Raw genomic sequence first — 24268 nt, forward strand, 5'->3', positions numbered from 1 at the left:
AGCGTCGGCTCAACGCAATAAGCCGGGAGTACGCGCTCCGTTTTTCCAATGCGGACGTCGCCTGCAGATGTTGCTAAGTGATTCAGCGTGTCACAGCGCAAACAACCTCCCAAGATGGGGCTCGCGGTCTTCCACGCCTGCTAGCCGCAGCGCGTGCCAGGCCATCGCGAAGTTGCTGGATATCACCGGCTTGGCCGTCCTCGCCTCAAGTTCTGGAATCAGCTCGGCGATGCGCAAGCTGGTACATGACACAAAGACAGCGTCCACGTCCGGGTTCTGTGCAAGGCGCTCGACTGCGGCTCGCAGGGAGGTCGCGTCTATCCGCGCCACCTCGTTGTCATTCATATGTTCGAACGACGCCATGCGCGTAATGCCGACGCCACGTGCCTCGATGTACTCGCGCATATAGTCGTTGATCGAGCGCACATAGGGCGTCAGCAGCCCGGCGCGCTTGACACCTAGTGCACGTAGCGCGGCAAACGCGGCGGTAATCGGCGTGGTGCACGCGACGCCCGGACGCGCTTCGCGGATGCGCGCGAATACCTTTTCCTCGCCGATCACCATCGATGCCGACGTGCATCCAAACGCCACGACATCGATCCGTTCCGCAGGCCGAATCAGTGCGACCGCTGGCGCGATGCGCTCCTCCATTTCCGCCAGCCGTTCGGGTGTGATGTCGGGCGAGTTGAGCACGCGGCTTTCGTAGAACGCCACGCCGTCCTGAGTCAGCAGGTGGCGCCACTCGTGTTCGATCGTGTGGTCGGTCGCGAGCACGACAAGGCCAATGGCGGCCCGCCGGCAGATGCCGTCGTCCAGCGCGAAATCGAGCCTTACATACGTATCGTCCTGCATTGAAGTCGCGCTCATTTCAGTGTCATCCCTGTCATGTCAAGTTCAGGCTGGCGACCGGCCATGATGTCGACCAGCAGTTTCGCGGTGCCACACGACATCGTCCACCCCATGTGCCCGTGGCCGGTGTTCAGATACAGGTTCCTGTGACGCGTTCGGCCGATCAACGGCGTCCCTTCAGGTGTCATCGGGCGCAGACCCGCCCAGTACGAAGGGCTGTCATAGTCGGCGCCATCGGGGAACAAGTCGCGTGCGGCCTGCAACATCTGGGTGAAGTCAGCGGGCGTATGGCGAGTGTCATAACCGGCGAACTCGGCGGTCGCGGTAAAGCGCAGCCGTTGGCCAAAACGCGCCCATGCCAGGAGATTGTTTTCATCGACGCCGCCCAGCGTCGGGGGACGGTGATTCGGCCCAATAGGGAACGTGGCCGAATAGCCCTTTACCGGATACACGGGTAGCCGATAGCCCAACGAACGCGCCACGATAGGCGACCAGGAACCGAGCGCGAGGACGAACTCGTCGCCTTGCACGAGTCCCGCCGGAGTACTCACTCCGGTCACCTTGTCGCCGGACGCCTCGATCGCACCGATCGGCGCATTGAATTCGAAACGTACGCCAAGGGATTCGCACACCGCCTTCAGGGCGCGGGTGAACAGGTGCGCGTCGCCGCTTTCGTCAGTCGGGCAATAAATCGCGCCGGCGATCTTGTCACGCGCGGGCCCAAGCGCCGGCTCCTGCGCGACCACCTGCTCCGCATCGAGCGTTTCGAGCCGCAACCCGTTGTCCGCGAGGATCGACATGTTCTGCGTGCCTCGCGCAAAAGCAGCTTCGTCGCGATAGAGATACAACAGGCCTCGGCTGATGGCATCGTATTGCAAGCCTTCGACCGCGGTGATCTGCTGCAATTGACTCTGTGCGTAGCGGCAAAGCTTTACTTTGCGCGTCGTGTTCTGACGCGAGCGCGCCGCCGTGCAGTTTTGCAGGAACTGGAAGCACCAGATCCACATGCGAGGGTCCGCGTTGAGCTTGAGTCGCAGCGCCTGCCCGTCAACGAAGAGTGACTTCAGCAGGATTTTCGGCGCACGCGGAGACGCCCACGTATACGAATGCCCCGGCGCGACCAGGCCGGCGTTGGCAAAGCTGGTCTCGAGCGCGACGCCGGGCTGGCGGTCGATCACCGTCACCTCGCGGCCCTCCTTCGCAAGGTAATAGGCAGCCGTGACGCCCGCGATTCCGCCCCCCAGCACAACGCATTTCATGCGCGACCTCTCCATGCAAAGCTGCTCGTCTTTCAAAAATACGATGTTGTCGACACTTTTGCATGGGGTGGTTTATACGCAGATACCCTATACGGTCCAAATGTGCGGCGGGACCTATCATGAAAGGAGTGCTTTCATGATTGCGCGGCGATGAACGCCGTAGTTTGCTACCAATCTGTCAGCTTCTGACGTGCATGCGAACGTAAGTTTTCAGTTGTTTTCTGACGCCACCACAACCCCGTGTGGCGGATCGACCGATCCCTTTCACAATAAGGAGTCACTAACATGATTGCTCAGAACAATGGCACGTCCGGCGCTGATCGCGTCTTTCGGAAAACGACAATCGCGGCACTCGCCGCTGTGGCCGTGCTCGCCGGCATGGCCCCCGGTTTGGCACAAAGCCAAGGCGCCACCATCAAGATCGGCGTACCCGTGCCGCTGTCGGGCAGCAGTGCCAACGCCGGCACGGACATCGTCAATGGCGCCAAGCTTGCGGCCGCCAAAATAAATGCGGCTGGCGGCGTTCTCGGCAAACAGATCGAAATAGTGCCGGAGGACGACGCCTGCGACGCGCAGACAGCTGTGCAGGCAGCGCAGAAACTGGTCGATGCGGGCGTCGCCGCGGTAGCCGGCGGTTATTGCTCCAGCGCGGCGCTACCGGAACTCACGACATTTCATCGCGCCGGAATTCCTTACGTCCTGGATGCATCGACCAATCCCAAACTCACCGAGATGGGCTACGACAACGTATTCCGCACAATCGGCCGTGACGACGAGCAGGGTCCGTTTGCAGCCAGTTTCATGAAGAATTCGCTGCATGCAAAGCGGGCAGCCGTCATCAATGACAACACGACCTATTCCAAGGGCCTCGCCGACAACACCGTGGAAGCCCTGAAAAAGGGCGGCGTCGAGGTCGTCTACGACGACGCGATCACGCCCGGTCAGATGGACTACTCGCCAACGCTGACCCGAGTCGCCGCGTTGAAACCGGACGTGATCTACTACACCGGCTATTTCTCCGAAGCGGGTCTGCTTGTGAAGGAGGCGCGGCAAGTGGGCCTGAAGATGACCTTCATGGGCGGTGACGCCACCAATGACCCCACACTGATGAAAACAGCCGGTCCGGCAGCCAACGACATGATCATCACCACGGCGCCGCTGGCGCAGTTCCTGAGCGCCGCGCATGGCTACGTCGACGACTATACGAAGGCTTACGGACAAGGCCCGGGCCCGTATTCAGTCTATGAATACGATGCCGTCGGGGTCACAGCGAAAGCGATCGCGGACGCAAAGTCGGCGACGCCCACCACGATCACCGCAGCCCTGCACAAGATCTCGAACTACGCGGGCGCGACCGGGACGATCGGCTTCAATCCGAAGGGCGACCGCAGCGTGGCGGTGTACATCACCATCATCGTTCGCGACGGTGCTTTCGCGCCCTACCAGAAGCAGGATGCAAGCGGACACTGGATGGCGATGAAGTAGGCCCAGCGCAAAGTCGCGCTTAAAGTTATGAGCACCTTCTTCCAGTTCGTGATCGAGGGACTGACGATCGGCTCGTTCTATGCCCTCGTCGCCCTCGGCTACACGATGGTCTACGGGATCATCCGGCTGATCAACTTCGCTCACGGCGACTTGTTCATGGTCGGGGCTTTCATCGGCTGGACCGGTTTGACTGCGCTTGCTGCGGCGCATGTGCCGCTCGCCTTGGCGTTGATGATCACCCTTGTGGCTTCGATGGCGGTCACAGGGGCGCTTGGCCTCGCGATCGAGCGGGTTGCGTACCAGCCGCTGTTGCGCGCACCGAGGTTATCGATTCTGATCACGGCGCTCGGCGTCTCCCTGGCGCTGGAAAACGGCGTCCTGCTGCTCTATGGCGCCGGTTTCAACACTTACCCTCACGTGCTCAGCCACACAGGATTCGATGTCCAGGGCGTGCAGGTCACGTTTGCACAAATCGGCATCATCGTATCCAGCTTTGCGTTGATGATCGCGCTGTATTTCTTCGTCCACCGTACGTTCATCGGCACCGCGATGCGTGCGCTCGCGATCGATCAGGACGCGGCGCGCCTGATGGGCATCGATGTCGAGCGGTTGATCCAGTTGACCTTCTTCCTGGGTTCGGCGCTGGCCGCCGTGGCAGGTGTCATGGAAGGGATCTACTACACGCAGATCAATTTCTTCATGGGCTTCGTGCTCGGCCTGCGCGCCTTCACCGCTGCGGTTCTCGGCGGCATCGGCAACATTCCGGGCGCCATGGCGGGCGGCATCCTGATCGGCTTGCTCGAAGCCTTCGGCGCGGGCTATGTCTCCTCACGATGGACCGATGTCTTCGTGTTCGGCGTGCTGATCGCCGTGCTCGTGATCAAACCGACCGGATTGTTCGGCGAACGCGTTGTCGAGAGAATGTAGGCCATGAGCGCACTGCAGGCGTCATCGCGTTGGTCCCGCCCTGCCGGCGTCGCGCTTCTTGCCGCCGCCGTGGCGCTGCCGGCTGTCGCCAGCAACTATATCGTCGATGTGGGCCTGACCATCGCCACCTATTGCATCCTGGGTCTCGGGCTGAACATCGTAGTCGGTTACGCAGGGCTGCTCGACCTGGGCTATGCAGCCTTCTTCGCCATCGGCGCGTACACGACGGCGCTGCTGGAAACGCTATTGCACTTCTCGTTCTGGGAAACGCTGCCGTTCAGTCTGGCGTTTGCCGGTGCTTCGGGCATCGTCATCGGCTACCCTACCCTGCGCCTGCGAAGCGACTATCTGGCGATCGTGACGCTTGGGTTCGGTGAGATCACGCGCATCGTTGCCACCAACCTGCGCATCACGGGCGGCCCGAACGGCATCTACGGCATCGATAGCCCAAGCCTGTTCGGTTACGAGATCAGCTCGCCGCGTGCGGTCTACGAACTGGGCATCGCGTTCTTCGTGCTCGTGCTCGTGTTCGCGATCCGGCTTGGCCAGTCGCGGCTCGGTCGCGCCTGGACCAGCATCCGCGAGGATGAGGACGCGGCCGAGGCCGTAGGCGTGCCAACGCTACGCGTCAAACTGCTCGCCTACGTCATGGGCGCGTTGATCGGCGGTTTCGGGGGCAGCCTGTTCGCGGCGCGTTTCGGGACCATCGACCCGACCGGCTTCACCTATCTGCAGTCCGTCACCATCCTGATCGTTGTCGTGCTCGGCGGCCGGGGCAGCATTCCTGGCGTGATCCTGGGTGCCGTCATCGTTGCCGGCCTGCCCGAGATGCTGCGTTTCCTCAACCTTTGGCGCATCTTCGCTTTTGCAATCGGGCTTGTGATCCTGATGCTGCTGCGGCCACAAGGGCTGTGGCCGGCGCCGCTGCGCCGCGTGGCGCCCCCGCGCAAGGATGCCGGCGGCGCGACAACGCCTTTGCCCCGGGAGACCACCACCGGTGAAGTCCTGCTCGAGGTGAACGGCATGCAACGCCGGTTCGGCGGCGTGCAGGCAGTCGGCGGTGTCAGTTTTACCGTGAAGAGCGGTGAAATTGTCAGTCTGATCGGCCCGAATGGCGCCGGCAAGACAACGGTGTTCAACTGCCTCACCGGTGTGATTCGCACGACCGGCGGTCAGGTTCTCTGGCAGGGCTCCTCTCTGGTCGGAGGAGCGCCGCATCGCATCGTCCATCGCGGTATGGCGCGCACCTTCCAGGGCATCCGCCTGTTCGCCAACATGACGGCGCTCGAGAACGTGCTGATAGGCATGGATCATCGGCTTCGGACGTGGCTGTGGGCCGAGCTGGTCGCGTGGCCCTCCGCGCGTGCCGAGGCAGCGGATCATGCGTCGGAAGGCATGAGCTGGCTCGGCTTCGTCAGCCTGGGCGCTCGGGCAGGTGAACGCGCGGCCGACCTGCCCTACGGCGATCAGCGCAGGCTGGAGATTGCCCGCGCCCTCGCCAGCAACCCGCGCCTGCTGTTGCTGGACGAGCCCGCGGCGGGGATGAACCCGACCGAGAAGCATGCGCTGATGGAGTTGATCCGGCGTATCCGGGATCTTGGCGTCACGGTGCTGCTGATCGAACACGACATGATGCTGGTGATGGGCGTGTCGGATCGGATTATCGTCATGGACCATGGTGTCATCATTGCCGAGGGCCTGCCGTCGGAGATCCAGGCCAACCCGCGTGTGATCGACGCCTATCTCGGTACGGACGGAAAAGATGAGGCCGCCGACGATGCTGCCGGGGAGGCATCGCTGTGGGACTCCTAGAAATCCGCGATCTTCACGTGAGCTATGGGAACGTGGAAGTTCTGCATGGCATCTCCCTCGACGTGGGGGAAGGTGAGATCGTTGCATTGCTCGGCAGCAACGGCGCGGGGAAGACCACCACGCTGCGATCCGTTTCCGGCCTGATTCGCCCACGGGCGGGAGAGATCGTGATGGCCGGGCAGCGGCTGAACGCACTGCGGGCTCACCAGATCGTGGCGCTGGGTCTCGGCCACGTGCCGGAGGGCCGCCGCATGTTCGGCGCGCTGACTGTCGAGGAAAACCTGCAGCTCGGCGGCTATCTGATCCGGCGCGACAGCGCCGTGATGGCGCAGCGGATAGACCACGTCTATCAGACTTTTCCGCGGCTTGGTGAGCGACGCAGCCAGCAGGCGGGGACGCTCAGCGGCGGCGAACAACAGATGCTGGCGATTGCACGCGCCCTGATGCTGCGCCCGCGCATAATCGTGCTGGACGAACCGTCCATGGGGCTGGCGCCGAAACTGGTTCGCGCGATTTTCGGCATGATTGCCGACATCTGCAACGAAGGCACATCGATCCTTCTCGTCGAACAGAACGCGCGTCAGGCGCTGCGGATCGCTCATCGAGCCTACGTGCTGGAAAGCGGCCGCATTGCGCTGGCCGGCCCAGCCAGGGATCTGGCGCAGGACAGCCGCGTCCGCGCCGCGTATCTTGGCGGCAGCGCAGCGGCGACAGAGTGATCCGTGAACGGGTCAAAAGTCCACGATTCAAGGAGGACGCCATGGGGAACAGATATGAACGCTCACGCATGTCGCGTTCGTTCACGTACAAAGGTGTCCAATACCATCCAGGGGTACTGGTAGTTCTCGCCGCGCAATTGCTCTGTCTGAGCGCGCTCGCGTTTTCACCGGGCAGTCTCGATCACAACAAGTGGCTGTCCGCGGCAATCGCATTCAGCCTGCTCTTCGGGCTGATCCTGTCGCTCGGTTTTTTCGGAACGTGGAATCAGTTCAGAGACGATGTCAGCCTGTGGACGTTCCTCACCACGAACCTGGTCGAATCTGCCGTTGCGATAGCCACGGCAGGTGAGGTTTTGACGATTTTGTTGATGCCGCTCTAGGCTGAAAAATGAATGCGGCGCCCGGCAATCGTTTGCGAGTCCAAGCAAGCCGCTTCCACTTTTCGACGGAGCCGATGGCGGTCGGATTATGGTCGCGTAAAGCGAAATTTGCTGCGCCGCACGCATCCAATGCCGCCTCCGCGGCGTATAGATCCATGCATGAGCGCATCGCTATTTGAGGCGGCATTTTTAACGTGTTCAGTCGGTGCATCGCGGTAACAAATCACGATCCGGACACACTGCTTTCAACAAAATATAAAAAACCAAGCAGACAGCCGCGGATTGTTTTCATCGCCGACTGATCTGCTGAAACCGGGGTTACACACATGAGCACCAGTCAACAACGTCGGACATACAGAACGAGCCGGGCTCGCAATACCAACGCCACATTCGCCAGCAAATTGTGGCCCGCCCAGGCAATGATCGTATCGAGAAGCGCTTCGCATATTGCGAGCACGTTGTCCGCATCACAGCGCAACAACGCACTTGCCGAAGCCGTTGCTGAAGTCACGAAGGATTACGGCGATCAAGCCGTCCACACGTTTCTCGACGCGCTGAAAGGCTGGTTCAATCAGCGCGATTATCGGGCGGCTGTAGAACTGGTCGACTACTTTCAGGCGCACGGATGCTTGCCGGAGATCGCGCAACCCGCACCGCCGCGACGCAGGGCTTCGCGGGGATCATCGACGAAGGCGGACAGCACGTGTTCGGCTAACGCCGCATGACATCGCCGCATCTGGCACGCTAGCTCGCCCGCTCGATCGATTGGCCGGCTACAAAAACGCCCGGTTATCGAATCCGATGACCGGGCGCATCGAACCATCTATAGCTTAAAGCTGCATCAAACCATCAACGCAAAGCGGAATACGCTGTCGGCGACAGAAATTGATTTTCGATCCTCTCGACAATAATCTGCTTTGCCTCGGTTTCGGCACGCTTCGCAATCCACTCTGCATCGGCCTGAAACGCGTTCCACTTGGTTTCGCGCTCGGCCAGGCTTTCCCATTTCAGCAAGTAGGTCAGCGTATGGTTGCTCGGACCAGCCAGCGTGGTCCAGAACCCGATCGGTTCGATTCCGTATTTCTTGAAAAAATCGAGTGTAATGTTCGAGAACCGGTCGTTCAACGCGGGCAGACGACCCGGCGCGCAGTGATAAATACGCATTTCAACAATCATTTAAGCCTCATGGACACGGAGTAATGCAGCGATCAAACCCGCTGCGGTTGGAATTCACCAATTCACCACGAGGGATCGTACCGGCGTTTGACGCAGCCCGCTTGGGGTCAGGCAAACATCGGCTGCAGGCTTGAGGGCATCAAGCCTGCTCGACGGCGACGGAGGCCGTATTAAGACCCTCGGTATCGACGTCATAACCAACGAATTGGCAGCAGCCCGGTATGGCGGCGCGGACTGACACGTCTGGGATGTCAGTGATGTTAATACGCAGCGCCCTGCTGCCTCTCGAACTGAAGTAGCCGAATTACATCGGCGCCATCTTGGACATGCCTTCCTGGATCTCATCCTGGGTCAGATCGCGGGTATGCGTCGCGAGCGACCAGCGATGACCAAATGGATCCTCGATCTGACCATAGCGGTCGCCCCAGAACATATCGGTGACAGGCATGGTGACCTTTGCACCGGCTTCGACAGCCTGCGCAAAAGCGGAATCCACGTCTTTCACATACAAATGCAGCGTGACGGGCGAGCCTTTCAGCGTCAACGGGCCGCTATGGCCACAGTTCGGGAATTCCTCAGCCAGCATCAGCGTCGAGTCGCCGATGCCCAGCATGGCGTGCATGACCGTGCCGTCGGGGCCGGGCAAACGCATTTGCTCGACTGCATTGAATGCTTTTTTATAGAACTCGATGGCGTCGGATGCGCCCTTGCAAACCAGGTGAGGCGTGATCGTATGCATCCCTTCGGGGATCGGTTTGACAGCTGAATTCGACATTGCTTTGCTCCTGGATGTAACGGGTTGACCAACCAACTGGAAGACGGCGCGGAACACGCGCCCTCTGTCGACATGACGTGCAATCGGCCCGCAAATCGACACGTCAGGCAAACTTTTTTTGTTCCTTCGAACGAAGGTTGGTTGCCAAGGCTGGTGAGGTTGTTGACTTGTGGCAAACATGAGCGCCAGTGGCCAACGAGTATCGAACGAACCGCTTCGCGCGTCTATTGTCCCGCAACGAACCGGTCGTTTCTTTGACAGCGCATAGTGGAGAGACCGCTTAAAAACCTGTGCCGTGGGTTGATTTGCGCATGCGCTTTACGCGTTTGCCTGCTCCGCGCGGCTTTGATTCGATGACGCAATGCCGGACACCGTTGCGCCGGGAACCGTATCGCTCGGGTGTGAACTTCGCCCGTCATTCCCGCACCGATGACCGCGACGCTTAATGTCTCCGCCATGCCGCGCTCCCTTATAGCGCTCCCGAATCACGAGACCTGCTGAACGCGGGTTGAAGCAATCAGTGGATTCGTGTCGTTACGGGTTATGTCCCCGTTTTGCGCTCTCCGGCCAATGTTTTGCTTGTGTACACTCATGTTCCGGCGACTTCCGGCGCATAAATATTTTCGCCAGATTTACCCTAAAGTTTTTTCACCCAATGCCGAAAGCCGATGTATGGACCACGAAATCAACCCGCCAGCCGACTCAAACGATCCGACCTTTATGAGGGCGCGAGCGTTGAGTCTGAGCGTCGGTGCAATCCGGAAGGCGCAGGGGAAGAAATGCCCCGGCGATTTTCCGGTTGGCACGATTGAATGGCATGCGGTGGTTGAGGAATTTGCGGATGACGTCCTGAAGGCAATGCTTTCAGAACCAGATTTGCCGATCCTGGAACTCAAACGCGACAACGCTCGAAAATAACGGCTCCGGGCGAAGCTTAAAGTTCGTAAAACCGAGCGTGCGCTCCCGGTCCGATCAAAAATAAAAAAAGGCGTCGCTGATTAATCGCGACGCCTTTTTGCTTGTGTTTCTGCTTGAATCCAGCCGGTGATTCCGTTAGTCGTCATCCACCCAGTAAATCGATCACTTGCAGAATGTCCTTGCGCAATTGATCGACATCGACCGCTACATTTACCTGGGGAACCGCACCACTTTCCTGCGTGTCCTCGATATCAGCCGAACCGTTCGGACGTCCATGTGAATCGAGCCGATTGCGCGCGCCATTGATCGTAAAACCCTGCTCATAAAGCAATTCACGAATGCGGCGGATCAGCAGCACTTCGTGATGCTGATAATAGCGGCGGTTGCCACGCCGCTTGACGGGCCTCAGTTGCGTGAACTCCTGTTCCCAGTAGCGCAGCACGTGCGGCTTGACGCCGCATAACTCGCTGACCTCACCGATGGTGAAGTAGCGCTTGGCTGGAATCGGGGGCAGGACGACTTTTTCCATCGTCAATCAACCAATAGGGTGAATGTCGCGAATGGGGCTAATGTCGCTAATAAGCGCTCGGGCAGCACATGGCAAATGCCCGTCACTTCAGCGGCCGAAACTGTTTTCAGCACCGGCTTCCACCAGCGCTTTCAACTTCTGACTCGCATGAAACGTGACAACACGACGCGCCGCGATAGGAATAGCTTCCCCCGTTTTTGGATTACGTCCGGGACGCTGCGGTTTGTCGCGTAGCTGAAAGTTACCAAAGCCGGATAGCTTGACACTGTCGCCGCTTTCAAGCGCGTCGCGAATGACCTCGAAAAACGCTTCCACCATATCTTTGGCTTCGCGCTTATTCAACCCGACATGGTCAAATAGCATTTCGGCCAATTCGGCTTTTGTCAGCGTAGGCGTTTCTGCCGTTGCCGCACCGTTCGAAGTGGGAACATCTCGGATCATGGCGCTGCGTTGCGCCGAAAGAAGGGCTTCGAAATCACTCGAGTTCATTTGGTTCATATCGAAAAAATGGCGTAACGATGAAGACGGAGGGTGCCAACTGCAGGCTATCCGCGCAATCGCGCGCCATGTACTCGAGCCAAGCGTTCCACCATTGTTTTGATGGCCGTTTCGACCGTTTCGTCCTGAAGCGTCCCGCCAGTATCTTGCAACGTTACACGGAAGGCAAGGCTTTTCTCGTGCGCGTCCAACCCACCGGAAGTGCTTGATTTTGGACGAAATTCGTCGAATAAAGCAACCCTCGCGACATGCTTGCAGGCGGGCTCCGAACGAGCACTTTCCAGCTCGTCGATGAGCGCCTGCACCTCCACTTTCTGGTCCACGACAATCGCAATATCGCGGCGAACCGGCGGGAATTTCGGCACCTCGGACGGTACCGGCAATGCGCGTTGCATCAGCGCTTCAGCTTCGATTTCGAACAAAACCGGCGCGTGGGGCAAATCGTATTTCTGCATCCAGCGCGGATGCAGGTCACCGATCCAGCCCACCGCCCGGCCGTCAATTTCGATCCGGGCGCTGCGTCCCGGATGCAGCGCCGGATGTTCCGCTTTCACGAAACGCGGCACGACCGGCGCGAACAGCGCTTCCACGTCGCCTTTTACGTCGAAGAAATCGACGCCGCGTGACGGCTTTGCGCCCCATTGCTCTTCGAACGCCGGACCATAAGCCAGGCCGCCGATCATTTTCGGCTGGTCGAAACCTTCAATGGCCAGTTCGCCTGCCTTGATCGCCGGATCGTGCAGGAACACGCGACCCGCTTCGAACACGCGAATCCGGTCCGCGCGCCGATTCAGGTTGTAGCGCAGCACGCTGATCAGGCTGCCGAACAACGTGGTGCGCATGACCGAAAGCTGGCTCGCGATCGGATTCAGCAATTTCACGGGATTCGTGTTGCCGGCGAAATCCGCTTCCCATTCGGCATCGACGAAACTGAAGTTCACCGTTTCCGCGTAATCGCGCGCGGCTACGGCGTGGCGCAGCACGTGAATGGAACGCTTCGTCTCGTTGGTCGGACGCATTTCACTGATCGCGACCGGCGGGCGCGCCGGAATTTTTTCGAAGCCATAAATGCGCGCGACTTCTTCGATCAAGTCTTCTTCAATTTCGATGTCGAATCGATACGGCGGCGGCGTGACGGCAAACGTGTCGCCCTGTCGCGTGAACGTCAGTCCAAGCCGCGTGAAAATCTGCGCGATTTCTTCAGCGTCAATTTTCACGCCGATGATCCGGTTCGCGCGCGATACGCGCATGCTCACCGGCTCGCGTGTCGGCACGTTGAGCGTCTGGTCGTCTACAGGACCTGCGTTACCGCCGCAAATATCGAGGATCAGCCTGGAAATGCGCTCGATATGCTCGACGGTCGTCGAATAATCCACGCCGCGCTCGAAGCGATGCGCCGCGTCGGTGGAAAAGTTGTACTTGCGCGCGCGGCCACGGATGCTGTCCGGCCACCAGAACGCGGCTTCAAGGTAAATGTTGGTCGTGTCGAGCGAAACGGCCGTGCTGTCTCCGCCCATGATTCCGGCGAGGCTTTCCACGTGGCGGTCGTCCGCGATCACACCGACGGTTTCATCGAGTTCCACCGTGTTGCCGTTCAGCAGCTTGAGCGTCTCGCCCTTCTTTCCCCAGCGCACTTCAATACCACCGTGGATCTTGTCGAGATCAAACACGTGCGATGGGCGGCCGAGTTCGAGCATCACGTAATTCGAGATATCGACGAGTGCGGAAATGCTGCGCTGACCCGAGCGTTCGAGACGCTCGACCATCCAGTGCGGCGTTTTTGCGTGCGCGTTCACGCCGCGAATCACGCGGCCCGAGAAGCGTCCGCAGAGATCCGGCGCCAGCACCTTGACCGGCAGGATTTCATCGATAGAAACAGCAACCGGCGGCATCTCAAGCGCATGCAACGGCGCGCCCGTGATGGCGGCGGTTTCCCGCGCGACGCCGAATACCGACAAACAATCGGCCTTGTTCGGCGTGAGCTTGATCTCGAAAACGGTGTCGTCGAGGTTGAGCGTCTGGCGAATGTCCTGGCCGATCGGGGTATCGGCGGGCAGGATCAGCAAACCGCTGTGATCTTCCGACAGCTTCAGTTCGCGCGCCGAGCACAACATGCCCTGGCTTTCCACGCCGCGCAGTTTGGACAGCTTGATCGCGAATGGCGCACCGCCCGCTTCCGCCGGCGGCAACTCAGCGCCGACCAGCGCGACCGGCACCTTGATTCCCGGCGACACGTTCGGCGCACCGCACACAATGGTCAGCGTCTCGCCGGTGCCGGCGTCGACCTGACACACGTTGAGCTTGTCGGCGTTCGGATGCTTCGCCACTTCGAGCACCTGCCCGACGACGATCTTCGTGGTCGGCGGCGCGACGGGCGTGAGGCCTTCCACTTCGAGACCCACCATGGTCAGCGCGTGCGAGAGTTCATCGGTCGAGAGCTTGGGATCGACGAAAGTTCTAAGCCAGGATTCCGGGAATTGCATGTGTGTCTAGTTTCGAAATGAGGTTCGACATAAGTCGTGTCTGCGTCCGGACTTTTACGTTACCAGGTCCGGACAACGGCCCGCAGCAGCTTGCGCAACGTTTAGGTCAGGCAAATTGCTCGAGGAAACGCAGATCGTTTTCGAAGAACAGGCGCAGGTCCTGCACGCCATAACGCAGCATGGTCAGGCGTTCGAGGCCGCTGCCGAATGCAAAACCGATATACCGTTCCGGGTCGAGTCCCATGTTGCGGATCACGTTCGGATGCACTTGTCCCGAGCCCGAGATTTCCAGCCATTTTCCGGCGTTCTTGCCGTGCTCGAACATCATGTCGATTTCGGCGGACGGCTCGGTAAACGGGAAATACGACGGGCGGAAGCGCACGAGAATGTCGTCGCGCTCGAAGAATTTCTTCAGGAAGTCGGAGTACACGCCCTTCAGGTCGGCGAAGCTGATGTTCTCTTCAATCCACAGCCCTTCGACCTGATTGAACATGGGCGAATGCGTAGCGTCGCTGTCCACCCGATACGTCCGACCCGGCACGATCACCTTGATAGGCGGGTTATTCATGCGCGCGTAGCGCACCTGCATCGGGCTGGTATGCGTGCGCAGCAGCAGTTGCCGGCCATCCGCATCCTTGCCGTCGATATAAAACGTGTCCTGCATCGAACGCGCCGGATGATTCTCGGGGCTATTCAGTGCAGTGAAGTTGTACCAGTCCGTCTCGATTTCGGGGCCGTCGGCCACATCGAAACCAATCGTACTGAAAATCTGTTCCACGCGTTCCCACGTGCGCATGACCGGATGCAGGCTGCCGGCGCCGAGACCACGGCCAGGCAACGTAACATCGATCGATTCCGATGCAAGCCGCTGATTCAGCAACACATCCGCCAGCGCCTGACGGCGCGCGTTCAGCGCTGCTTCCACCTGCTGCTTGACCGCGTTGATACGTGCACCTTCGGTCTTGCGGGCTTCAGGATCGAGTTTGCCCAAGCCTTTCAGCAGATCCGTGAGCACCCCGGACTTACCAAGAAAGCGGGCCTTTTCATTTTCGAGCGTGACCGCATCGGCGGCATTTTCGAAGGCATTTCGCGCGTCGGCGACAATCTGGTCCAGATCCATTGATCCCATCATTTCAGCGTCAAAGTTCATCTGATCGTTTTCGGGCCGATGGTTACGCGACGTTTCCATCATTCTCGCGTCAGCCAAGCGTCACCGGCTTCACCAACAAAAACGGGGCTCGACAAGAGCCCCGTTTTTTAGTCGTTGCGCTGTCCGGTTAGAGACAACGCTACAACGAACCACGCAGTACCAATCTCGCTAATAAGCTCGATCAGGCTGCAACGGCGGCTTTTACCTGCTTGACGATCGCAGCAAAAGCAGCCTTGTCGAACACAGCCATGTCGGCCAGCACCTTGCGGTCGAGTTCGATCGAAGCCTTCTTCAGGCCGTTGATGAACACGCTGTACGTCATGTCGTGCTGACGCACCGCCGCGTTGATACGCGTGATCCACAAAGCACGGAACACACGCTTCTTGTTGCGGCGATCGCGATAGGCATATTGCCCGGCGCGCATGACCGCTTGCTTGGCGATGCGATAGACGTTATTGCGACGGCCGCGGTAACCCTTGGCCAGCTTGATGATCTTCTTGTGACGGGCCCGTGCGGTAACCCCACGTTTGACTCTAGGCATAGTGCGCTCCTGTGAGTGTCAGTTAAGGGTTAAGCGAACGGCAACATTGCGCGCACAGAATTCATGTCAGATGCATGAACTTCCGTGGAACCGCGCAGATGGCGTTTTACCTTGGTGGTCTTCTTGGTAAGAATGTGACGCTTGAAGGCTTGACCACGCTTGATGGTACCGCCCGGACGCACCACGAAGCGCTTTGCAGCACTCTTCTTGGTCTTCATCTTCGGCATGAAACTACTCCAGTTTATTTGATGGATATGGGTGTGCGGTCGATCCATTCGATCCTGACCCGCCCTTCGAAACCCACATGCCACTTATGAGCGGCAGGCTTTTGACAGCCACCGCTTTTTCATGAGAGCCGCCATTATCCGGCAGCGCCCTGAAACCTGCTCAAACGATGCCGCGCAGACCTTTGCAAACTTCCCGGCCGCGCGATCCATCGTCTTTGAACTACATCTATTCAATTACTTCTTTTTCTTCGGCGCCATGACCATGATCATCTGGCGCCCTTCCATCTTCGGCATTTGCTCGACCTGACCGTGCTCTTCGAGATCGGTCTTCAACCGCTCGAGCACGCGCATGCCAATTTCCTGGTGAGCCATTTCCCGACCGCGAAAACGCAACGTGATTTTCGTCTTGTCGCCATCTTCGAGGAAGCGCGTGAGGTTGCGCAGTTTCACGTTGTAGTCACCGTCGTCGGTGCCCGGCCGGAACTTGACTTCCTTGACCTGAACGATCTTCTGCTTGAGTTTCGCCTCGTGCTGCTTCTTGGCTTCCGAGTACTTGAACTTGCCGTAGTCCATCAACCGGGCGACAGGCGGGACAGCCTGAGGCGCGATTTCGACGAGATCCACGTCCTGTTGCTCCGACATGCGGAAAGCATCGGCGAGCTTCACGATTCCTAGCGGCTCGTTGTCCACTCCGACCAGGCGCAATTCAGGCGCCGTGATTTCCCCGTTGATGCGATGTGCAGACTTATCAGTAGCGATGTTACGTTTCCTCTAAAAATCTAAAAAACTAGCCGCGCTGCGGGTGGGCTTACTTGTACGCCTGCACGTCTTGCTGCAGACGCTCAAGGAATGCATCGACCGGCATTACGCCAGCATCGATACCGCCACGAGCACGCACGGCTACGGTTTGTGCATCACGCTCTTTGTCCCCGACAACCAGCAAATACGGGACCTTCTGCATTGTGTGCTCTCGTATTTTATAGCTAATCTTCTCGTTGCGCAAATCGCTCTCTACTCTAAGCCCTTGTTTTTGCAACGATTGGGTCAGCTGCAGTGCATATTCAGACTGACTTTCAGCGATATTCAGCACCACAGCCTGTACCGGCGCGAGCCAGGACGGCATTGCACCAGCGTGGTGCTCGATCAGAATGCCGAGAAAACGCTCCATGGAACCGACGATCGCACGGTGCAGCATCACCGGGCGCTTGCGACTGTTGTCTTCCGATACGTACTCGGCGCCCAAGCGCTCCGGCAAGACCATGTCGAGCTGCAGCGTGCCGCATTGCCATGACCGGCCGAGCGCGTCCTTGATGTGGTATTCGACCTTCGGACCGTAGAACGCACCCTCACCCGGCAATTCTTCCCACGTGAGACCACACGCTGTCAGCGCCTCGCGCAGGCCCTGTTCCGAGCGATCCCACGTTTCGTCCGTTCCGGCACGCGCATCCGGACGCAGCGACAGCTTGATGTCGATGTGATCGAAGCCGAAATCCTTGTAGATGCTCATCGCGAGCGTGTTGAACGCGATCGACTCCTCGATGAACTGGTCTTCCGTACAGAAAATGTGAGCGTCGTCCTGGACGAAACCACGCACGCGCATCAGGCCATGCAACGCGCCCGACGCTTCGTTCCGGTGGCACGAGCCAAATTCCGCGTAACGCAGCGGCAAGTCGCGATATGAACGCAAGCCATGATTGAACACCTGCACGTGGCCAGGACAGTTCATCGGCTTGATGGCGTAATCGCGCTTTTCCGACTCCGTCGTGAACATGTTTTCACGATAGTTCTGCCAGTGACCCGACGCTTCCCACAGCGAGCGGTCCATGATCATCGGCGTCTTGATTTCGAGATAACCGACTTCGCTCAGGCGGCGACGGATATATTGCTCGACCTGTTGCCAGATTGCCCAGCCTTTCGGGTGCCAGAACACCATGCCCGGCGCCTCTTCCTGCAGATGGAACAGGTCGAGTTGCTTCGCGAGCTTGCGGTGATCGCGCTTCTCGGCTTCCTCGAGCATGTGCAGATACGCTTCCTGGTCTTCCTTCTTCGTCCAGGCCGTGCCGTAGATACGCTGCAACTGTTCGTTCTTCGAATCGCCGCGCCAGTAGGCGCCCGCGACCTTCATCAGCTTGAAGACCTTCAGCTTGCCGGTAGATGGCACGTGCGGGCCGCGGCAAAGATCCGTGAAACTGCCGTGCGAATACAGCTTGATATCGTCGGTGGACGGGATCGACTCGATAATCTCCGCCTTGTACTTTTCGCCGATGCTCTTGAAGTAGTCGACCGCTTCACCACGCGTCACCACACGGCGCGAGACAGGTTCGTCCTTCTTCGCGATTTCGGCCATGCGCTTTTCGATCTTCTCGAGATCTTCCGGCGTGAAGGGACGGCTGTACGCGAAGTCGTAGTAGAAACCGTTCTCGATCACAGGACCGATCGTGACCTGGGCATCCGGATACAGGTCCTTGACCGCGTAAGCAAGCAAATGCGCCGTGGAGTGGCGAATGATGTCGAGGCCGTCAGCGTCTTTTTCAGTGACGATGGCGAGCGACGCGTCGTGATCGATCAGCGTGGACGTATCGACGAGCTCGCCGTCGAGTTTGCCGCCCAGCGCGGCTTTCGCGAGTCCCGCGCCAATCGACGCGGCAACTTCCGCAACCGTCACAGGGTGGTCGTACTGTCGGACTGACCCGTCGGGCAAACGTATCGAAACCATTTCGTTCTCCAAGACGCCGGCAGCCGACGTCCAAGTTCATTCAACAATGCCTTGCAAACGCCAAGTCAAACGCGCGAAGGCAAAAAAAATGCGGCCCCACATTTTGAGGGGCCGCATTCACTTTTCCTACAACTGCAAAGGCGAAAGTGGTCCTCGACTAGCGTCGCTCCGAAACTGTTTCGGTCAACGTTCGCGGTGCCATCTTGTTCATTTGCCTTTCGCGCCAAGACGCTTGCTGCAGTTTTGAAAATCCGGCGTGAACCGGACTTCCACTTTCGTTGGTAGGCTCGATTGGACTCGAACCAACGACCCCCACCATGTCAAGGTGGTGCTCTAACCAGCTGAGCTACGAGCCTGAAGAAGCGAAATTATATGGAGCGTTTTGAATTTTGGCAAGTGCTTTCATGCGATGACACTGCAGATATTCGTCGATACGTTTAAGAAGCATCGACAATGCGCTTCTAATTCAACGCGTTATCAACTCCTCAAGCTTGCGCGCAGGCATGCATTTTTCTAGGACGGCACCCAGCCTCAGGCGCGCCGCGATGCGCTCACCACGCCCTGCACTTCGCTTAGCAGCGAGCACGCACGCTGAATTTGCGCGGCGCTCGACACCTCGACCGTAAATTGCATATACGCGACGTTGCGCCGGCTCTGTGTCTTCACGCCGGTCACGTTCATTTTCTCGCGCGCGAAGACTTCGGAGATATCGCGCAGCAAGCCTTGCCGATCGTTCGACTCCACCGCGAGATCGACCGGATACACCGACGATCCGCGTCCGCTCATCACGTCGGCGGACCACGCGGTCTCGAGCACACGTTCAGGTGAACGCTCGGCCATCCGCTGGAAGGTCGCGCAGTCACTGCGGTGGATCGACATGCCCTTGCCACGCGTCACGAAGCCCGCGATGCGATCCGGCGGAGCCGGACGGCAACACCGTGCCAGTTGCGTCAGCAACGCGTCCACGCCGACCACCAGCACGCCGGTAGACGCACCTTGCGCTACGCTTTGTCCGCTGCTGCGCTTCTCGAATTGCGCCGGCGCTTCGGGCTCCGGTTCCGGCGGCGGGGTGTCGTGCAGCGCCTGCTCGATGTTGCGCAGGCTGAACTCTTCCTTGGCGACGACCGCGTACAGATCTTCAGGCGTCTTGAAGCCGAGCTTCGATGCCAGCTGATCGAGATTGACGGACGTCTTGCCCTCACGCTGCAGCGTCTTTTCAACGAGCGTTCGCCCGTTCGCTATGTTCTCTTCGGAATCGACCGCGTTGAACCACGCACGCACCTTTTGCCGAGCCCGCGGGCTGTGCAAATAGCCGAGCAACGGATTGAGCCAGTCGCGTGACGGACCGCCCTCCTTCACTGCGACAATCTCGACCGTCTGGCCGTTCTGCAGCGGTGTGTTGAGCGGCACCATGGCCCCGTCGACCCGAGCGCCGCGGCAACGATGCCCAAGCTCGCTGTGCAGGTGATAAGCGAAGTCGACCGCGGTTGAGCCTTGCGGCATCGCGACCACGCGTGCCTGGGGCGTGAGCACGTAGATGTGGTCGTCGTCGAGCGTGGCCTCGCGCAAATGCTGCCAGGGTTGCGCGCCCGGCTGGTCGCCCTCGGAGACATCTTCTTTCCACGCCAGCAGTTGACGCAACCACGCGATCTTTTCGTCGTATTTGTCGCTGGCCGTCACCTGTCCGCCATACGCGCGCGCGCCGGCTTCCTTGTAGCGCCAGTGGGCTGCCACGCCGTATTCGGCGAAGCCGTGCATGTCCTGCGTGCGGATCTGGACTTCAAATGCCCGCCCGTCGTCGCCTACCACGACGGTATGCAGCGATCGGTAACCGTTCGCTTTCGGTCGCGAAATGTAGTCGTCGAACTCTCGCGGCACCGGCTGCCACAAGTTATGGACGATACCGAGCACGGTGTAGCAATCCTTGATGTCGTCGACGATCACACGAAACGCACGTACGTCGTTCACCTCGGAAAAATCGAGTTCCTTGCCGCGCATCTTTTTCCAGATGCTGTAGATGTGCTTCGGCCGGCCGCTCACTTCCGCCCGGATATTCGCTGTGGCCAGTTCCTTCTGCAGGCTCGCGATAGCTTCGGTGACATACGCTTCGCGCTCGACGCGTTTTTCGTCGAGCAACTTGGCGATGCGCTTGTAGGTGGGCGGTTCCTCGAAGCGAAACGCGAGGTCTTCCAGTTCCCACTTCAATTGCCAGATGCCCAGCCGGTTCGCGAGCGGCGCGTAGATCTCGAGGGTTTCACGCGGCACGTCGGGTGAAGGTTCGAGCTTGTTCGCGGCGTAGTAGCGCAATGACTGCAGCCGCGACGCGAGCCGGATCAACACCACGCGGATATCCTGTGCGAACGCAAGCAGCATCTTGCGCAGCGCTTCGACCTGGGCACGGCGCGCCGCTTGCGCGTCGCGACCCGTTTCCGGCAACGTTGCCTGCGTGGCCCGCGAACTGACCGAACCCAGCCGCCACAGCTTGCGGACGTCCGCGACGAGACCTTGCACTTCCGTGCCGAAACGCTCGCTGATGACACGCTCGGGGTCGTCAATGTGCGGCGCAATGGCAAACAACGCCGCCGCCACAATGGCCGCGGAATCGACGTTCAACGTTTGCATGATCCGCGCCGTGCCGGCAGCGTGCTCGACCAGCAATTCCCCGCTGGTCAACCGCGCATCTCTCGCGTGTTCGCGCACGAACGCGAGCGCGTCGTCGACCGACGGCTCGGGTATGGGTGCGGGGGAGACGGCGGTATCAGGCATACGGATTAATCTGGTGCTCGCAATGTTCCCGGCTTAGCTGCGCACGGCAGCCACGACCACCACTTCCACCAGGCATGCCGGATTGGCAAGCTTCGCTTCCACGGTCGCGCGCGGCGGCGCACTGCCTTCCGGCACCCACATGTCCCACGCTGCGTTCATGGCGGCGAAATGGGCCAGGTCGGAGATATAGATCTGCACCGACAAAAGCTGCGTCTTGTCGCTGCCGGCTTCTTCCAGCAAACGGTCGATATGGCCGAGCACTTCGCGTGTCTGGCCCGTGATGTCCTGGTCGGTGTCTTCGGCAATCTGGCCGGCGAGATAAATGGTGCCGTTGTGGATCGCAATTTCCGAAAGACGCGCGCCAACATGGTGACGAGTGACTGGCATGAGTGTTCCTGAAAGTGAATAGTCAAAAAACCGGGACGAAGCCCAATATTATGCCTTGGACGTTTCAGTATCGAGGAAGAACCGGTACGCAATCTCGATCTGATCGGGTGCCAGGAAGGCAGGCGCGTGTCCCACGCCCGCGACCTCCTTGCTCGTCACCGCCTGCCCGCTCGCGACCATTTTTTCGACCGTCACGCGCGAGAGCAGATCCGAATGCTCACCCCGGACAACTAGCACCGGATGCTGGATCGACGCCAGCGAATGCCACAGGATCGCCTCGCCGAGTGATGCCGCATTTGCGTCGGCCGCAGCGAATGGGACCGCGATTTTCGGATCGTATCGATACCCCCAGCGGCCTTCGTGCTCCCGCATCAGCGGCGTGTTGATCGCGCGCCATTCTTCAGCCGTCAGTGGCCCGAACGACGCGGCGAGCTGCGCCGCGTTGTCGATAGCTTCTTGCAGCGTGGCGAAGGTCCCGCCGCGGCCGAGGTAAGTACGAATACGCTCGAGCGCCACCGGTTCAATATGCGGCCCGACGTCGTTGAGCAGCATTTTCCGGATGGGAGTATTCGGCATTCCGGCAAGCCCAAGACCAACCAGTCCGCCCATGGACGTCCCAAACCAATCCACCGTTTCCACGTTCAGCCGTGCAATGAGCGCGACCATGTCGGACACATACTGCGGTACCCCGTAATGCTTGGGATCGACCAGCCAGTCCGATAAACCTCGCCCGACGACATCCGGACACACCACCCGATACTCGCGGGCAAACACCTTCGCGACCTCGTCGAAATCCCGGCCCGAACGTGTCAGCCCGTGCACACACACGAGCACGCGCGGGTTCGCCGGATCGCCCCATTCGGTATAAGCCACGCGATGCAGGCCCGACGGGCTGACGCATTGCACATGGCGTTGCCGGGGAGTGGGAACAAACGAAGGGGCAGCTTCGACAATAGACGCGGACATAAGATTTTCCTCGGTGCGTTGGCGCTGCGGCATGCGAACAACTCAACTGAAATCGATTGTAAACGCTTTGCCGGCTGCACTTCGGCACGACGTGGCGACGTTAGCCGAACAGTCTAAACAAAGGCGCGATATGCCGCCGCTAAGCACGAACCGCGAGCCCCTTCACGACCAGCCCGGCCTCTAGCAAATGCCGCAAGCTAAAAATAAAAAAACCGTCCCAACTTACGTCGGAACGGTTCATTTCGGCCGGAAGAACAAACCGAAGCCGATGCAGAAATACCTTATTTGACGCCGCTTACATCCAGCGGCGCACCGGTTTTCTGCTGGATCTCGTCCACACTGACGCCCGGCGCCAGTTCGACGAGCTTCAGTCCAGCCTCAGTGACATCGATTACGCCAAGATCCGTAATGATCCGATCGACCACGCCCACGCCCGTCAGAGGCAACGTACACGCGTCAAGAATCTTGTGCTGGTCGCCCTTCGCCACGTGCTCCATCAGCACTATCACGCGTTTAACACCGGCGACCAGGTCCATCGCGCCGCCCATGCCCTTGATCATCTTGCCGGGGATCATCCAGTTGGCCAGGTCACCCGTCTTGCTGATCTGCATCGCGCCCAGAATGGCCAAGTTCACGTGGCCGCCACGAATCATCGCGAACGAATCCGCCGACGAAAAAATCGACGAGCCCGGCAGCGTGGTCACCGTCTGCTTGCCGGCGTTGATCAGGTCGGCATCGACTTCTTCTTCCGTTGGCGACGGTCCGATGCCAAGCAAGCCATTCTCCGATTGCAGCCACACTTCCATTCCCGCCGGCACGAAGTTCGCCACCAGCGTGGGCAGCCCAATGCCCAGGTTCACGTAAAAGCCATCCTGCAATTCCTTGCCCGCCCGCGCGGCCATCTGGTTCCGGTCCCATGCCATGATCAGTCTCCTTTCGCGCGCACGACGCGTTGTTCAATGCGTTTTTCCGGATGTGCGTTCAGCACGATGCGCTGCACGAAGATGCCAGGCGTGTGAATGGCGTCGGGATCGAGCGCGCCCGTTTCCACGATTTCCTCCACTTCGACCACCGTGATCTTGCCTGCCATGGCGCACATCGGGTTGAAGTTGCGGGCCGTGCGGCGATAAATCAGATTGCCCGATTTATCGGCTTTCCACGCCTTCACGAGCGCCACGTCAGCGGTCAGCGAATGTTCGAGCACGTAGTGGTTCTCGCCGAATTGACGCGTTTCCTTGCCGTCCGCGATCACCGTGCCGTAACCCGTGTTGGTGAAGAACGCAGGAATGCCCGAGCCGCCCGCGCGCAGCTTTTCGGCCAGCGTGCCTTGCGGCGTAAATTCGAGTTCGAGTTCGCCGGCCAGGTACTGGCGCTCGAACTCCTTGTTTTCGCCGACGTACGACGAGATCATTTTCTTGACCTGACGGGTTTCGAGCAGCAGCCCGAGTCCGAAACCGTCAACGCCCGCGTTGTTGCTGATGCACGTGATGCCCTGGACGCCCGTGTCGCGCAATGCCGCGATCAGCGCTTCGGGAATGCCGCACAGACCAAAACCGCCGACGGCAAACGTCTGCCCGTCCTTCACGATGCCATCGAGCGCCTCTTTCGCGCTGGGATAGACCTTGTTCATCTGTTTGTCCCTTCCTGATCTGGATGAAATCCGTTTATTTGAGCCGTCCGCGCGACCGGTTTGCATGGCGCGGAA

At 59.5% G+C, this 24268-nt stretch carries 24 protein-coding genes and 1 tRNA gene; 7 read left to right on the top strand and 18 right to left on the bottom strand.

Annotated features, from left to right (window positions below; all coding sequences use genetic code 11):
- Positions 1-90: 90 nt before the first annotated feature.
- Positions 91-867, bottom strand: coding sequence for an aspartate/glutamate racemase family protein (locus tag FH08_RS0114355; protein ID WP_031358989.1), 777 nt, complete (start codon positions 865-867; stop codon positions 91-93).
- Entirely contained in the window at positions 864-2108 is a 1245-nt protein-coding gene (locus FH08_RS0114360; RefSeq protein ID WP_031358990.1) for a D-amino acid dehydrogenase, read from the bottom strand. The genes FH08_RS0114355 and FH08_RS0114360 overlap by 4 nt, the downstream gene beginning before the upstream one ends.
- 285 nt (positions 2109-2393) lie before the next feature.
- Here FH08_RS0114360 and FH08_RS0114365 point away from each other — a divergent pair, with 285 nt between their 5' ends.
- From FH08_RS0114365 to FH08_RS0114395, 6 genes are all read left to right on the top strand, one after another.
- Positions 2394-3593, top strand: coding sequence for a branched-chain amino acid ABC transporter substrate-binding protein (locus FH08_RS0114365; RefSeq protein WP_031358991.1), 1200 nt, complete (start codon positions 2394-2396; stop codon positions 3591-3593).
- 27 nt (positions 3594-3620) lie between these two features.
- Positions 3621-4520, top strand: a complete 900-nt coding sequence (locus tag FH08_RS0114370) for a branched-chain amino acid ABC transporter permease (protein ID WP_031358992.1) — start codon at positions 3621-3623, stop codon at positions 4518-4520.
- A 3-nt stretch (positions 4521-4523) separates the two neighbouring features.
- Entirely contained in the window at positions 4524-6332 is a 1809-nt protein-coding gene (locus FH08_RS0114375) for an ABC transporter permease subunit (protein ID WP_031358993.1), read from the top strand.
- A complete protein-coding gene (locus FH08_RS0114380) occupies positions 6320-7051 on the top strand; it encodes an ABC transporter ATP-binding protein (protein WP_031358994.1) in 732 nt (243 codons plus the stop codon). Before FH08_RS0114375 ends, FH08_RS0114380 begins: the two co-directional genes overlap by 13 nt.
- A gap of 41 nt (positions 7052-7092) precedes the next feature.
- Positions 7093-7431, top strand: a complete 339-nt coding sequence (locus FH08_RS48425) for a hypothetical protein (protein ID WP_235210365.1) — start codon at positions 7093-7095, stop codon at positions 7429-7431.
- 326 nt (positions 7432-7757) lie between these two features.
- Positions 7758-8156 carry a hypothetical protein gene (locus tag FH08_RS0114395; RefSeq protein WP_152602830.1) on the top strand — a complete coding sequence of 133 codons (399 nt, stop codon included), beginning with the start codon at positions 7758-7760 and terminating at the stop codon, positions 8154-8156.
- Positions 8157-8280: 124 nt separating this feature from the next.
- Here the strand turns inward: FH08_RS0114395 and FH08_RS0114400 are convergent, their stop codons facing one another.
- Positions 8281-8607: an NIPSNAP family protein gene (locus FH08_RS0114400; RefSeq protein WP_031358997.1), complete on the bottom strand. Its 327-nt coding sequence runs from the start codon at positions 8605-8607 to the stop codon at positions 8281-8283.
- A 304-nt stretch (positions 8608-8911) separates the two neighbouring features.
- Complete coding sequence (locus FH08_RS0114405; RefSeq protein WP_031358998.1) at positions 8912-9382, bottom strand: VOC family protein; 471 nt, start codon at positions 9380-9382, stop codon at positions 8912-8914.
- Between the two features lie 672 nt (positions 9383-10054).
- Between FH08_RS0114405 and FH08_RS0114415 the strand changes: the two genes are divergently transcribed.
- Positions 10055-10300 (top strand): hypothetical protein, encoded by a 246-nt coding sequence (locus FH08_RS0114415; protein WP_031358999.1) that lies wholly within the window; start codon positions 10055-10057, stop codon positions 10298-10300.
- A gap of 142 nt (positions 10301-10442) precedes the next feature.
- Here the strand turns inward: FH08_RS0114415 and FH08_RS0114420 are convergent, their stop codons facing one another.
- The 14 genes from FH08_RS0114420 to FH08_RS0114490 all read right to left on the bottom strand — a co-directional run bounded on the left by FH08_RS0114420 (position 10443) and on the right by FH08_RS0114490 (position 24193).
- A complete protein-coding gene (locus FH08_RS0114420; RefSeq protein ID WP_031359000.1) occupies positions 10443-10829 on the bottom strand; it encodes a MerR family transcriptional regulator in 387 nt (128 codons plus the stop codon).
- Between the two features lie 87 nt (positions 10830-10916).
- Positions 10917-11327 carry an integration host factor subunit alpha gene (locus FH08_RS0114425; protein WP_031359001.1) on the bottom strand — a complete coding sequence of 137 codons (411 nt, stop codon included), beginning with the start codon at positions 11325-11327 and terminating at the stop codon, positions 10917-10919.
- Between the two features lie 47 nt (positions 11328-11374).
- Positions 11375-13810: a phenylalanine--tRNA ligase subunit beta gene (gene pheT, locus FH08_RS0114430; protein WP_031359002.1), complete on the bottom strand. Its 2436-nt coding sequence runs from the start codon at positions 13808-13810 to the stop codon at positions 11375-11377.
- 106 nt (positions 13811-13916) lie between these two features.
- Complete coding sequence (gene pheS, locus FH08_RS0114435; protein WP_031359003.1) at positions 13917-14930, bottom strand: phenylalanine--tRNA ligase subunit alpha; 1014 nt, start codon at positions 14928-14930, stop codon at positions 13917-13919.
- A 211-nt stretch (positions 14931-15141) separates the two neighbouring features.
- Complete coding sequence (gene rplT / locus FH08_RS0114440) at positions 15142-15501, bottom strand: 50S ribosomal protein L20 (protein ID WP_007585475.1); 360 nt, start codon at positions 15499-15501, stop codon at positions 15142-15144.
- A gap of 29 nt (positions 15502-15530) precedes the next feature.
- Positions 15531-15728 (bottom strand): 50S ribosomal protein L35, encoded by a 198-nt coding sequence (rpmI, locus tag FH08_RS0114445; protein ID WP_031359004.1) that lies wholly within the window; start codon positions 15726-15728, stop codon positions 15531-15533.
- Positions 15729-15962: 234 nt separating this feature from the next.
- Positions 15963-16487 (bottom strand): translation initiation factor IF-3, encoded by a 525-nt coding sequence (gene infC / locus FH08_RS0114450; RefSeq protein WP_075583340.1) that lies wholly within the window; start codon positions 16485-16487, stop codon positions 15963-15965.
- 49 nt (positions 16488-16536) lie between these two features.
- Positions 16537-18444 (bottom strand): threonine--tRNA ligase, encoded by a 1908-nt coding sequence (gene thrS / locus FH08_RS0114455; protein WP_031359006.1) that lies wholly within the window; start codon positions 18442-18444, stop codon positions 16537-16539.
- A gap of 279 nt (positions 18445-18723) precedes the next feature.
- A tRNA-Val gene (locus tag FH08_RS0114465) sits at positions 18724-18800 on the bottom strand.
- A gap of 175 nt (positions 18801-18975) precedes the next feature.
- Positions 18976-21210: a RelA/SpoT family protein gene (locus FH08_RS0114470; RefSeq protein ID WP_031359007.1), complete on the bottom strand. Its 2235-nt coding sequence runs from the start codon at positions 21208-21210 to the stop codon at positions 18976-18978.
- 33 nt (positions 21211-21243) lie between these two features.
- Positions 21244-21597, bottom strand: a complete 354-nt coding sequence (locus tag FH08_RS0114475) for a RidA family protein (RefSeq protein ID WP_031359008.1) — start codon at positions 21595-21597, stop codon at positions 21244-21246.
- 48 nt (positions 21598-21645) lie between these two features.
- Positions 21646-22563 carry an alpha/beta fold hydrolase gene (locus tag FH08_RS0114480; protein ID WP_031359009.1) on the bottom strand — a complete coding sequence of 306 codons (918 nt, stop codon included), beginning with the start codon at positions 22561-22563 and terminating at the stop codon, positions 21646-21648.
- A gap of 281 nt (positions 22564-22844) precedes the next feature.
- Positions 22845-23486, bottom strand: coding sequence for a CoA transferase subunit B (locus FH08_RS0114485; RefSeq protein WP_031359010.1), 642 nt, complete (start codon positions 23484-23486; stop codon positions 22845-22847).
- A gap of 2 nt (positions 23487-23488) precedes the next feature.
- A complete protein-coding gene (locus tag FH08_RS0114490) occupies positions 23489-24193 on the bottom strand; it encodes a CoA transferase subunit A (protein WP_031359011.1) in 705 nt (234 codons plus the stop codon).
- Positions 24194-24268 lie beyond the last annotated feature (75 nt).

Origin of the sequence: Caballeronia sordidicola, from assembly GCF_000729995.1 — a bacterium.
Classification (GTDB): domain Bacteria; phylum Pseudomonadota; class Gammaproteobacteria; order Burkholderiales; family Burkholderiaceae; genus Caballeronia; species Caballeronia sordidicola_A.